Source organism: Mesorhizobium silamurunense, from assembly GCF_014843905.1.
GTDB classification, from domain to species: Bacteria; Pseudomonadota; Alphaproteobacteria; order Rhizobiales; family Rhizobiaceae; genus Mesorhizobium; species Mesorhizobium silamurunense.
In genome coordinates, this window is sequence record NZ_LPVS01000063.1 from 1 (window position 1) to 12,522 (window position 12,522).

Below are 12,522 nucleotides of genomic sequence, written 5' to 3' on the forward strand. Positions count from 1 at the left end.
GAATCACCCAACAGATATCAACTCAACAAATTAATGGGTCCTGACCCTAGTCGAGCAGGCAGGGCTAGAGGGTGTCGTCTCGAAACGGAAAGGTAGCAAATATCGCTTCAGACCGCCGACCAACTGGCTAAAGGCCAAGTGCTATTCGATCGACGAATACGAACTGCTCGGCGTCGAGCGCGGGGCAGGAAAGCCAGCCTGCGCTCTGATGGCCGAGAGAGGCACAGGGCGCTATATGGGCTCCGCTTTCATCACCCTCACCGAGAGATGCGCGAGCGGCTCTGGCAGCGCGTTCAAGAGCGTGCAGGGACAGCGCCAAAGGGCATGAAGCGGCGGCGACACAATGGGTCAAGCCGGGGCTGATCGGCCGCGTGAAACATCTTCGCGGCGAGGAAGACCTGCGCCATGCGTCGCTGCAGGACTTCAGGGAGGGTTGATCGGCGAACCGGCCCGGCAATGAGTCACGGCCTTTTGAATTTCTCCCGCACGGCAAGTAAATTCATTTCTGCTAATCACCAAACACGCATTGAGGCTGCGAGCGGTCGGTTCCCCAGGGATGTAGCCGCGACCAACGGAGCTCGAAAAGCCTGTCGTCAGCGCAATAGGCGGCAGGCCTTTCTTTTAGTTGGCAAAAACGTCCGGGGGTTGGTTGCCGGCCTGCGGCGGTCGCCGGTTGCTTTATCGATAACCTGCGCTATGCGCTATCGGCTGCCCCTTGATCACCTTCGCGTCGCGCATGAGCGAGCTCCAATTCAAGCCAAGCAAGGAAATCAGTTCGAGAGCCTGGGATTTGCTGATACCAGTCTCAACCTGTAGGCGATGAACAATGGCGTCTAAAGTGGCCTGGTTATCATTGTCTGCCATTTGAGCGAGTCCCTTCGCAAAGGGACCTAAACGGCCAACGCAAGGCATGGTTCCGGCGCACGAAACTTGCACTGCATTTCGGTCCAAGCGGCCCGGCGGCCGGGGGGTTAGGGCTCGGGGATCGGCCGCCGCGCCTAACCGGCAAACGGGGTAGGGGTTGGTTTGTCGGCTGGCGAATTATAATCCGCTTTCGTTCGCGCGAGATGCGATTATTTTAGGTACCTCTGAACTATCGGGCGACCGCACCGCTCCCATGCCGTTCATACTGGCTGGCTCGCTCCCAGGATTCCCGTTCCTTAAAAATGTATGGAACCGGGCCTGAAATCACGCATTACAGATACGAGCGGTCGATACCCAAGCAATGACACCGCTCCATCGAAAGCCCGTCACTTCTCCCCCCCCCCCTGTGGCGGGCTTTTCTATGCGCTCTTGGCTGTGCGCAGTTTCGAAAGCGACCGCCATAACTCGTTCGTCGGTGATCCCGGCTAGGAACAAACTGCCGCTCCGACAATTCTGATGGATGGCACTTTACTACTTCGATGTGAACGACAATGGCGTGGTGTATCCTGACGATCAGGGAATCGAATGTGCCGATTTCCCCCGGGTGAAAAAAGAAGCGATCCGCGCGCTGGTGGAAATGATTAACGACAGCGTGCCCGATGGCGATCACCACCTCATAAGGATCAAAGTTCGACAGGAGGGCGGCGATCTGGTGCTGCAGGCGGCTATCCGCTTGGATGTAGAGTCTCAGCGCCATTCAGGCGCCCACAAGTCTCCTGATCCCCATGCAGAAGGCTAAAAAATAGCGGCAGGGCAAATCAAGCCGACAGGTTCCCGCGGCCTCGTTTCGGCTTGCTCATCATTTGTAGCGCGTGCCGGAAAGCAACGGCTCCTACCTCGCAGCCGTGCTTGGATGGACCGTTCGAATTGATGACGATCATGGCTTGCTCAATCGTCAGGCCATACTTTTCCGCGAGAGCCTCCGGCTCGTACGTATCTTTCCAGTTCTCGATCTGTTTGGACATGACGGCGCCTCCGGTTCGATCGACCCCGAGAACGCGCAATCGCGTGGGAGGTTGCAGCTAAGGTCTCCCAGCCCTAAGCATCGCCCTGGCGATCGCCAGTTCGGCCTCGACCCTCGCGTTTTCCTTCTGCGTCATGTTATCCGCCGCGATCAGGCGGCGCAGTGATCGCAGGACCTCGCCGCGCGTCCAGCCGGCCTCCAGCATGCAATCGAGGATGGCCTGAAATCCAGGCTCCATCGCCTCCTGGCAATCGACTTCCCGGTCGGCATAATGACCGGTTCTGCGCGGCGACGAGGTCATAGGAAGCGCTCTCCCTCGCCGCGGTGCTCGAAGCAAAACCAACGCTGCTTCGGCCGGGCAAAGCCCCAGCCGGCATCTTTGCCGCAGTTGGCATATTCACAGGCGTGGCCGAGAGGGCCGAGCTCGCGCGGCCGGATGGGTGCCCGGTTCATATGTTGGTCTGATCCGTCCACCGTCAAGCTGCATGCGATTCTCCTGTGGCGAGTGCCCGCCACCTTCGATGGCAGCGGACACCCGCAAACCGCCGATGAAGGGACTCGCTCGGCGGCGGCAACCAATGTGTTGCCGACGTGTTGGTTGCGCCTCTCAGCCCATTGCCTTGGGTGCCGGGACTTCGGTCGTATCAGGCCCTCGACTGCAGTCTCGCGGCTGGAACGAACGCATTGAGGGGTCGTTTGCCTAGTGCCAACCGCTCCCGCCAACGGTGGTTGAGCAAGGCAGAGGCTCCGGCGCGCGCCCCGGCGGGAGGTACGTTCGCGCTGGAGCCTTTTGGTGAACGACGGAGCGAAGGATATGAATGATCGTCACAACAGTGTGTTGGAAGCCCGGTGGCTCCTTGCTGTGCCCGCGTCACTTATCCTTGCCGTCCTGTTGGCTGGGTTCTGGCTTACTTGAAGCAGTCGAAAGTGGTGGCCGACCCAGTGTAGCGGCATTTGACCGCTACTCGATGTCGAGCCGAAATACCCCGTTCCGACCGCCTTGCCTCTCAAAGTCGGTTTGTAGTTCATCCCAGGTGCCAAGGTACCCTCCACAATCGTCGCAAGAAATCGGCGTGTCGGGACCGGCGTCGGCAGGAATTCTCAACCTGATGGTGAGGCAGTATGGGCATTCCAATTGATGATCGAGATATTTCGGGGACATCTGGCCGTTCACCTGGCCTGACTTGGTCCATTCCACAAAGTCAGGATCGACGGTCTCAAAGCCGGTGAAATCGCGGATCATTTGCGCGGCGAATTCACGCCATTGGGGTTCGGGAACTTTCTCTTCGATGCTCGCTCGGCGAAAGGCACTTCGCAGGATATCGCTATCGAGCGCCGACACCTTGTCGCGTGAACACAGGCGGAAGCACTCCAGCTCCCAAGCGTCCGCAATGCATCTATTCGGTACGGCTGACTTGGGGACTATACGCCGTTCAGCGAAATTCGCGACTCGAATCGGGTGTTAAAGGCTCGGGGGATTGGAGAAGGTTCTTGCAAGAAAGCGGGCCTCGCGGATGAGTGATGCCCAACCGTATCCGAGAAGTGCGGGCCTGGTTCTCTGTGATGCCGGACGCCTTCACCAAACGACGAGCAAGGGCGTCGGTCGCGGCAGGTGATGACCCTGTTGGCTCATCAATCATCTTGGGGATTCCTCATAAGTTCTGCAAACGGGCGAAAACGAAAATGGTTGCCGAGGCTGAAGCAACCGATCGATTCACGGGTCCTGTCCCCTTCCACCGAGTGAACGGCCCTTGCCAGCGCACTTTCGGTGCGGCGGACTCAATCACCGGAGATCACCATAACGATGAAGCTTCCATTTATAGAGGACACGCTTGGCGACGCATGAGATGGACTTTGCCCGGGTGGTGGCCGACCGAGTCATCTTTATGGACGTCGGACAGATCGTCGAGGAGGGCACGCCCAATGAGTTTTCGGGCACCCGCGCCATGATCGAACCAAGTTGTTCCTCGGCCAGATATTGAAGCACTAGTTTTTCAGGAAAGGCTGCTTTTCGACTTCGCTTTCGAAAAACGGACAGTCGCTGTGCTGTCCAAAGCGGTCGTTGAACGGTTCTACAATGAGGGATCGACTGGGCTTCCTGGAAGCTTCTCGAATTTTTTGGGTCCCGCCACCGGAAGATCTCCATGCACTTATAAGAAAGGTTGGCCTGTCCGAACCTGCATTGCGACAACTTTGACCGGATTTCACCCTCTCATATGTTCGTAATGCCCATAGGTAGCTATGCGCCTCATGTCGGCCATACGAGCATCTTTTGGCCTCCGTCCCGAAACCGACGCGAGAACACAATGCTGGAGGTCGTGGTGGCGCCAGAAGCGGTCAGTCGCGACCAAGCAGAGCCGCGCTGCAACTACGCCGCCTGCCATCGTCGCCTCGGGGCGCCGTCGGTCGGACACCGATGGCTGGGGAGCAGGCTGTTTAGACCTCGGATAGGTTTTGCCGATATTTGTCGGAAAAAGGAGCAGGAAAGTCATGACCGAGATCTGGCACTCACTCCTCGCCAATCTTGCCCTTGTCTCCATCCTGGTCGTCGCCTGGGACCTTGTGGCGGATTTCACGGGGCGTCTCCCGCAGCGGGTACAGTCGCTGCTTCTCGGCCTGGTCATGTGCGCGGGCGCGATCATTTCCATGGCGACGGCTCTGTCCGTCTCCGGCTTCGTCGTCGATCTGCGCGCTGCTTTCATCGGCGCCGCCGCGTTCTTCGGCGGGTGGCCGGCGATGTTCGTCGCTACCGCCGGTTCCATTGCCTATCGGCTCTATCTGGGCGGGCAGGGCGCCAGCGTCGGCGTCACGAGCATCCTGATCACCGCCGTCGTCGGCTTGGCATGGCACCACATCGTCGCGGTCCGGTCGCGCACCATGTTCGACATAGTCGGCCTCGGCGTGTCGGTTGCGCTCGCCGGGCTGATCACGCTTCTGGTCATTCCCTCGCAAGTCGTCGCCGGCTTTGTGCAGCAGAGCACGTTCCCGTCCCTGGTGTTCCGCTTCCTCAGTACCTTCATCATCGCCGTGCTGCTTGATCGGCAGCAGCGGCGGCGGAAGCTCGCCACGTCTAACATGATCTACCGCGCCATGGTTCGCGAGCTGCCGGATTGCCTAAACATAAAGGATGCCGAGGGGCGCTTTATCGCCGCCAATCCAGCCACCGCCGAACTGGTGCGCGCCGCCTCGGTCGAGGACCTTATCGGCAAGACGGATTTCGATTTCTATCCCAAGGACGTGGCCGAGCGCTTCAGACAGGATGAAATGGGCGCGCTGGAGGCCGGCCAAACATTGCGCATCGATCAGCCGGCACTTTTCCCGGACGGCAGGCAGGGCTGGCTCTACACGCTGAAGGCCCCTTTCCGCGACGAGACCGGCAACATCGCCGGCGTCATCACCTACAATCGCGACATCACCGAGCAGAAGCGAAATGCCCAGCTCAAGAACGACTTCATTTCCACGGTCAGTCATGAGCTGCGCACGCCGCTTACATCCATCCGCGGCTCGCTTGGCCTGATCGCGGCCGGCGTCGCGGGCGAACTGCCGCCCAAGGCCGCCAATCTCGTCAACATCGCCCACAACAACAGCGAAAGGCTGGTTCTTCTTATCAACGATATCCTCGACATGGAGAAAATCGAATCGGGCATGATCACCTTCAAGATCAAGCAGATGGCCGTCCGCCCGGTCGTGGAGCAGGCCATTGCCGCCAGTTCCAACTACATGGCCGAGAGCCGGATCCGCATCGTCCTGGTCGACGATGCCCCGCGCGCCGAGGCCAACATCGATCCGGACCGCATGCACCAGGTCATGGCCAACCTTCTGTCGAATGCGATCAAGTTTTCCGATGCCGGCGGCACCGTGACGGTGAAGCTCCAGCGTTGCGACCGCGACATGCTACGCATCTCCGTGATCGATCAGGGCGCTGGCATCCCGGAAGCGTTTCGCAGCCGCATATTCGGCAAGTTCGAGCAGGCGGACGCGTCCAGCACCCGCAAGAAGGGAGGCACCGGCCTGGGCTTGAGCATCGTCAAGACCATCGTCGAAAAGCTGGGCGGCGCCGTTTCCTTCGAGACAGAGCAAGGCAAGGGAACCTCCTTTCACGTCGACCTTGCCGAAGCGCACCGGCAGCCCGAGAAGCGGGTTTTTGTCGAGCGCCGATCGCGCAAGCGCGATGGCCGCTTGCGTGTCCTCATTTGCGAGGACGAGGCCGATGTCGCTGCGGTGATCGCGGCCCTTCTTGATGCGGAAGGCTTTTCCAGCGACGTCGCCCCCGACGTCGACACCGCCAAGGCGCTCCTGCGCTCCCGGGACTACGTGGCGCTGACGCTCGACATCAGACTGGCGGGGGAATCCGGCATCAAGCTCTTCCACGATATCCGGGCATCACCGGTGAACTCCGACATTTCGGTTATCGTCATCTCCGCCGTCGCCGATGAGGCCAGGCGTTCGCTGAACGGCACCGCTGTCGGCATCGTCGACTGGCTGGAGAAGCCAGTGGATTCGATGCGACTTCACGCCGCTCTCGCCAAGGTCGTCGCTGGCAATGTCGAGCAAAGACCCAGGATCCTCCACGTCGAGGACGACGAGGGCGTGCTTGCCGTGATGTCGGCAGGGCTGGGTCCGGACATCTCGATCACCTCGGCGAAAACGCTGCAGGACGCCCGGCGGGCGGTAGCGAAGCATCGCTTCGATCTGGTCATTCTGGACATCGCGCTTCCCGACGGGTCGGGCCTGGACCTGCTCATCGATCTGCCGCTGGAGACCCGGGTCATCGTGTTCTCGGCGACGGAGTTCGACCAGAAGCTCGGCGATCGGGTGCAGGCAATCATGATCAAAACCAGGGCATCGGAGATCGATGTCGCCAAGCTGGTCAGAAGCATGTTGGCTTCGTCTCGCAACGGCGCGGGACGCACCGCACAGGCAAGGGAGTGACGTTGATGCCAGCAAGAATCCTCTACGTGGATGACGAGGACGACATTCGCGAAATCGCCCAGATGTCGCTGGAGCTCGAGCCTCAGTTCGAGGTTCGCTCTTCAGCTTCGGGCGCCGAGGCGCTGACGGACGCCGCCGATTGGCAGCCCGACCTCATCCTGCTCGACGTGATGATGCCCGACATGGACGGGCCGGAGACGATGAAGCGCCTGGCCGCCTCGCCGCTGACGGCTTCAATCCCCGTGGCCTTCATCACGGCCCGCACCCAGACGCATCAGGTCGAACACTATCTGGCCATGGGGGCGGTCGGCGTCATCGCCAAGCCCTTCGACCCGCTGGCGCTTGCCGGCGAGGTTAGTAAGCTGCTGCCGCGGCGCGCCGGCCAAGCCTAGGAGGGGTGGGCGGCAAGGCGGCTGCTCGGAAGCTGTGCGCGGCCGTTTACGCCTCCTATACCATCGCCCAATATTCATCTACTGATTGCATCGAAATGCGGCCGTAGCGAATCTGCTTTATCTATGATTGCGCCGCATCGGCCGGCGCGGGTTCGCTCGCGCCGACTTAAGTTTGCATGGACGGCAGGCATTGGCGGATGTCGGTTCATGCTTTGATCACTCCGGGGGGCGACGGAACCGGAGCGGCACTGGTGGATGGAGCGAAGGCAAGAGTTCTAATTTGCGATGATGATCCTTTATTGCTCGAACTGATGGAGTTCAGGCTGAGGGCAAAGGGATACGAGGTCATCAAGGCTGTGGACGGGGCGGAAGCGCTCGCCAAGGCGGAGCAGGACGGACCGGACATCATCGTGCTCGACGCGATGATGCCCAGGGCCGACGGCATCGAGGTGCTGGCCCGCATCAAGGGCAACCCGGTCCTGTCTGAAATCCCCGTCGTCATGCTGACCGCACGCAAAGCCGAGAAGGACATCGTTTCGGCCCTGGAAAAAGGAGCCGACGACTATCTGGTGAAGCCATTCATTCCCGAGGAGCTTCTGGCCCGGCTGGCGCGTCTGCTTGCGCGCAGAGGCGGGAAGCGCTGATGCGGCGCGGCCGGCGCGCAGCCCTTGCCGCATGTATGGTCCTGGCGATCGCCGCGCCTCAGGGTGCGGCGCTGGCGCAGACGGTGGACGAGCTCTACGCGTCCGGCGTCAAAGCCAGGCAAGCGCAGCATTTCGACGAGGCGGCGGATCTTTTCCGGCGCGCGCTGGCGCTCAAGCCCGACAATGCCGACGCCCTGGTGCAACTCGGCTTCGCCGAACTTGGCCGCGACCATCTGCCGGCGGCGCGCGATGCCTTTTCCAGGGCGCTTTCCCTTGCCCCAACCTATCGGGATGCCAGCTTCGGCATGGCCGAGGTCGAGTTCCGCTCCGGCAATCTGGATGCCGCGCTGCCGCTCGCCGAGAAGGTCGCGCAGGCCGATCCCGGCAATGCCGACGCCGCAGCACTTGTCGGGAACATCACCAGGGCCCAGCGGGCCAGGAGCGGCCGTGAGGCGAAACAGGCTCCGGCTGCCCCGGTTCCGGAGAAGAAACCACCCCACCCGCGGCCCGATCCCGTCGCCGGCCTGATGGAGCAAGGCAGGCGCCTGCGGGCGGCGGGAAAGCTGCCCGAAGCGGAGAAGGCCTATCGCCGGGCGCTAAGGCTGGCGCCGAAGAATACCGACATCCTGGTCGCCCTTGGGTTGGTCGTCGGCTCCAGCCAGCGCTTCGACGAAGCCGGGCATTTCTTCGACCGGGCGCTCGCCATCAAGCCCGGCCTTCTCGACGCGCGGCTGGGCAAGGTCCGCCTGGCGATCTGGCAGGGCGACACGCCGCGCGCCCGCGCGCTGGTCGACGGCGTGCTTGCCTCGTCGCCGGACAATGTCGAGGCAATTGACCTCGACGGCAGGATCGCCCTGCTCGAAGCCGATTACACGCGGGCCGGGCAATCGTTCCAGCGCGTGCTTGCGCTCGATCCGCGCAATGCCGAGGCGCTGGTGGGGATCGGCGACGTGCGCCGGGCCCAGGGTGACGACGACGCAGCGCAGGAAGCCTACCGGCAAGCACTCGCCATCGAGCCCGGCTCTGCCGATATCGAGCAAAGGCTGGCCGTGCCACAGCCGCGCAAATGGCGGCTCGACCTCGGCAGCGAGGTGAGCGAACTCACCAACGGCCTTGGCGACTGGACCGACAGTTCGGCCAGCCTTGCCTATCGGCTCACCCCGCGCACGACGATTTCGGGCCGCACCCGGGTGGCGACCCGCTTCGGCCACACCGACGTCCAGGTCGAGGGCCGCATCGACCGGGCCTTCTCGCCGGCGTTCTCCGCCTATGCGCTGGCCGCGGCGACGCCGGACGCCGATTTCCTGGCGCGCTATTCGATCGGCGCCGGCGCTTCGTGGCAGGTCGTGGCCCCGGCAAGGGCGTTCGGCCCGTTGTCGCTCAACATCGATGCCCGCTACGACAATTTCGCCAACACCAACGTTACCAGCATATCGCCCTGGGTGCAGGGCTATATCCTCGACGGCCGCCTGGGGCTTTCCGCCCGCTGGGTGCATGCGCAGGACGATATCGGCACACGCGCGGACGGCTATGTGCTTCGCGCGGACCTTGCGGTAGCGCCACGCTTCAATGTCTTCGGCGGCTACGCCGACGCCCCCGAAATCTCCGACGGCACGCTGGTGCCGACGCGCACCGTCTTCGGGGGCATTTCCTGGGACGTCAGTGATCCCCTGACGCTGCGCGCCAGCATCGCGCATGAACAACGCCCGACATTCGACCGAAGCATATTCGGGCTCGGGCTGACCGCGCGGTTCTGACCATGTGGTACATCTGGGATCTCTCCATACTGCTCAGCGCCCTTTCCCTGGTGATCATGCTGTTCCTGATCGCGCGCCGCGTGCTGCGGGAGCGCCGGGGCAAGGCTGAGGCCGACCAGCGGCGCCAGCTTCTGACCGCGTTGATCGCCTTCACGGAGAGCCGCGATAGAGAGGCCCTGAAAGCGGCGGTGCTCGCGGTGCCGGCCGGCGTGGCGATCAATGCCGGCTTCGAGTTCATATCGCTGCTGCGCGGCGAGGAGCGCGACGACGTCCTTGTCGCCTTCAAAGAATGCGGCCTGCCGACCCTCGTCGGCAGGCGGCTGGAACGGGGCAATGTGGCCGAACGCATCCACGCGACCGAGATGCTGGCGGCGCTAGGCCCAGAGGATGCGTCGGCAAGCCTGCTTTCGGCGCTGGACCAAGACCGCTCGCGCGAAGTCAGGATCGCGGCCGCCATCGCGCTCTGCGATCTCGGCAGCCTGCCGCTGCTCGGCATCGCACTGGAGAAGATCGGCGTGGCGGGGCAGCGCTCGCGGCGCCTGATCGACCTGTTCAGGCGCTTTCCGCGGTCGCGCTTCAACGAGCTTGCGGTCCATGCATCGCGTGCGGACGCCGTGCCCTTCATCAGGGCGGCCGCGATCGACGCGCTCGCCCGCGCCGGCGGCTTCGGCTTTGCCGATTTCTTCGCCGGCCTGGCCAGCGATGCCTCACCCGAGGTTGCCGCCGCGGCGCTGCGCGCGCTCGGCCTTACGGGACACGCGAAGGCGCCGGCGATCCTGGCAAGCGCGATGGCGAACGGCGACTGGGATGTGCGCGCCGCCGCCGCTGATTCTGCGGGGCGCCTCGGTCTCTCGGAGCTAGCACCGCCGCTGTCCATACTGATGAACGATGAGGTGTGGACCGTGCGGTATGCCGCCGCCAACGCGCTGCGCTCTTTCGGTCAATCGGGAGAACGGCTGCTGCGCGAGATCGCGGCCAGTGAGGTTTCGCGAAGCCAGCGCACCGCCGATCTCATTCTTGCCGAAGGGCCAGCCTTATGATCGCCAACTGGAGCCACGAGATCGTTCTTGCGGCTACCATCCTGTCCTGGTTCATCATCGGGGCGGGGCTGGCGCAGACGTCGATCTACCTCCTGCAGCTCGTCGTCGCCGGCCACGCGCTTTCCAAGCGCCCGCCGGTGGCCCGCTCGGCGCTGCTTTGGCAGCGCTATGGAGATGTCGCGCCGCCGATCGCTCTCCTGGTGCCCGCCTATAACGAGGCTTTGAACGTGGTCGAGAGCGTCCATTCGATGCTGGCGCTCGAATATCCGAATTTCGAGGTGATCGTCATCAACGACGGCTCGAAGGACGATACTTTGCAGCGCCTTATCGAGGCCTTCAGGCTGGTGAAGTTCCACCGGCCTTATGAGGAGGTGCTGGCGCACATGCCGATCCGAGGCCTCTATTCCTCGCCGATGACCGAGCGGCTGTTCGTGATCGACAAAGAAAATGGCGGCAAGGCCGACGCCCAGAACGCCGGCATCAATGTCTGCCGCGCGCCGCTGTTCTGCGTGATCGATGGCGACTCCATCCTCGAGCCCGATGCACTGATGCGCGCCGCCCAGCCCTTCATCGACGACCCCGAGCGTACTATCGCCGTCGGCGGCACGATCCGTATCGCCAACGGCTCGAAAATCGAGGCGGGCAGGGTGCGCGAGGTCCGTCTGCCGCGCCGCCTGTTGCCGCTGCTCCAAGTGGTCGAATATCTGCGCGCCTTCCTTATGGCGCGGCTTGCCTGGAGCCGCATCAACACGCTGATGCTTGTCTCCGGCGCCTTCGGCATGTTCCGCCGCGCGGAAGTGGTGGCGGTGGGCGGCTTCACCAAGGGCTCGATGGGCGAGGACCTCGACCTCGTCATCAAGCTGCACCGCCACATGCGAGATAAAAAGCGCAAATACAGCATTCAGTTCATTCCCGAGCCGGTATGCTGGACCGAGGCGCCGGAAACGCTGAGCGTCCTTGCCCGGCAGCGCACGCGCTGGCAGCGCGGCGCGCTCGAATGCTTCTTCCGCTACCGCGCCATGCTCTTCAACCCGCTCTATGGTCGCGTCGGCTTCCTCGGCTTCGGCCACATCTTCATCGTCGACGTGCTGGGACCGGTGGCGGAGGTGTTGGGCTATATCCTGATCCCGGCCTTTTGGCTGCTCGGCATCCTTTCGGCCGAATATCTTCTGGCATTCACCTCGCTCATCTTCACCTATGGCGTTTGTGTGAGCGTATGCTCGCTCATCCTCGAAGAGGCCGAGCTGCAACGTTTCCCGCGCGCCAGGGATCTTGCCGTGCTGACGGCGGTCGCCGTGATCGAGAATTTCGGCTACCGCCAGCTCAACAACTTCTGGCGCGTGAAGGGCTGGTGGCAGTTCCTGCGCGCCGACCAGAGCTGGGGCGAGATGACTAGGACCGGCCTCGGCGCCGCGAAGAAATGAGCCCGGACGGCCCGGTCACGCCAGCGTGCGCTCGATCTCCGCGATAAGCGCATCGAGTGCCGCGCGGACCGCCCCGTCATCCGCCTGCTCGAGCAGCAGCGTCTCCAGCGCCGAAGCCCGCGCGCTGATCTTCGCAAAGCCGAACGTCCCCGCCGCACCGGCGAGCGAGTGGGTGACCCGGATCAAAGGCTCGTTGCCGGGCAGGAAATCCTGCTTGCAAGCGATAACCTTCAGTTCTGCCAGCTGGCCGGCGCACCGGGCAAGGAAACGTTGCCGCAGGGGGGCAAAGGGATCGATTGGGATGGGGCGATGCTCCGTGGCCGATGTTTGAGGTATTCAAGCAGAAAGCGACCTGGGTTGAAATGGGCTGCTTTCACGCATGACCGCCAGCCTTGCCCGGGCGGTCCGGCCGAAATGGTTCCCGGCCAGCACCATGTTCGCATGA

At 62.8% G+C, this 12,522-nt stretch carries 11 protein-coding genes and 1 pseudogene; 8 read left to right on the forward strand and 4 right to left on the reverse strand.

Annotation, left to right across the window (positions count from 1 at the left end):
* The first annotated feature begins 1,384 nt into the window (after positions 1-1,384).
* Positions 1,385-1,663 (forward strand): DUF6894 family protein, encoded by a 279-nt coding sequence (locus AU465_RS17730; RefSeq protein WP_192250382.1) that lies wholly within the window; start codon positions 1,385-1,387, stop codon positions 1,661-1,663.
* Positions 1,664-1,682: 19 nt separating this feature from the next.
* Here AU465_RS17730 and AU465_RS17735 read toward each other — a convergent pair whose 3' ends face one another.
* From AU465_RS17735 to AU465_RS36620, 3 genes are all read right to left on the reverse strand, one after another.
* Positions 1,683-1,889 carry a hypothetical protein gene (locus AU465_RS17735; RefSeq protein WP_192250385.1) on the reverse strand — a complete coding sequence of 69 codons (207 nt, stop codon included), beginning with the start codon at positions 1,887-1,889 and terminating at the stop codon, positions 1,683-1,685.
* Between the two features lie 57 nt (positions 1,890-1,946).
* On the reverse strand, positions 1,947-2,189 hold the full coding sequence (locus AU465_RS17740; protein ID WP_192250388.1) for a hypothetical protein: 243 nt from the start codon (positions 2,187-2,189) through the stop codon (positions 1,947-1,949).
* 660 nt (positions 2,190-2,849) lie between these two features.
* Positions 2,850-3,230, reverse strand: a complete 381-nt coding sequence (locus AU465_RS36620; RefSeq protein ID WP_246506207.1) for a hypothetical protein — start codon at positions 3,228-3,230, stop codon at positions 2,850-2,852.
* Positions 3,231-3,726: 496 nt separating this feature from the next.
* Here AU465_RS36620 and glnQ point away from each other — a divergent pair.
* The 7 genes and pseudogenes from glnQ to AU465_RS17780 all read left to right on the forward strand — a co-directional run.
* Positions 3,727-3,878 (forward strand): annotated as a pseudogene (gene glnQ / locus AU465_RS17750) (glutamine ABC transporter ATP-binding protein GlnQ); the annotation flags it as partial.
* Positions 3,879-4,378: 500 nt separating this feature from the next.
* Positions 4,379-6,820: a hybrid sensor histidine kinase/response regulator gene (locus AU465_RS17755; protein WP_192250391.1), complete on the forward strand. Its 2,442-nt coding sequence runs from the start codon at positions 4,379-4,381 to the stop codon at positions 6,818-6,820.
* A 5-nt stretch (positions 6,821-6,825) separates the two neighbouring features.
* On the forward strand, positions 6,826-7,212 hold the full coding sequence (locus AU465_RS17760) for a response regulator (RefSeq protein WP_192250395.1): 387 nt from the start codon (positions 6,826-6,828) through the stop codon (positions 7,210-7,212).
* 251 nt (positions 7,213-7,463) lie between these two features.
* Entirely contained in the window at positions 7,464-7,856 is a 393-nt protein-coding gene (locus AU465_RS17765; protein WP_192250398.1) for a response regulator transcription factor, read from the forward strand.
* Entirely contained in the window at positions 7,856-9,613 is a 1,758-nt protein-coding gene (locus AU465_RS17770) for a YaiO family outer membrane beta-barrel protein (RefSeq protein WP_192250401.1), read from the forward strand. Before AU465_RS17765 ends, AU465_RS17770 begins: the two co-directional genes overlap by 1 nt.
* Before the next feature lie 2 nt (positions 9,614-9,615).
* Complete coding sequence (locus tag AU465_RS17775; protein ID WP_192250404.1) at positions 9,616-10,653, forward strand: HEAT repeat domain-containing protein; 1,038 nt, start codon at positions 9,616-9,618, stop codon at positions 10,651-10,653.
* The gene (locus AU465_RS17780; protein ID WP_192250407.1) at positions 10,650-12,077 is read left to right on the forward strand and encodes a glycosyltransferase family 2 protein; all 1,428 of its coding nucleotides are present in this window, start codon (positions 10,650-10,652) and stop codon (positions 12,075-12,077) included. The genes AU465_RS17775 and AU465_RS17780 overlap by 4 nt, the downstream gene beginning before the upstream one ends.
* Before the next feature lie 15 nt (positions 12,078-12,092).
* Here AU465_RS17780 and AU465_RS17785 read toward each other — a convergent pair whose 3' ends face one another.
* Complete coding sequence (locus tag AU465_RS17785) at positions 12,093-12,413, reverse strand: Hpt domain-containing protein (protein ID WP_312891276.1); 321 nt, start codon at positions 12,411-12,413, stop codon at positions 12,093-12,095.
* Positions 12,414-12,522 lie beyond the last annotated feature (109 nt).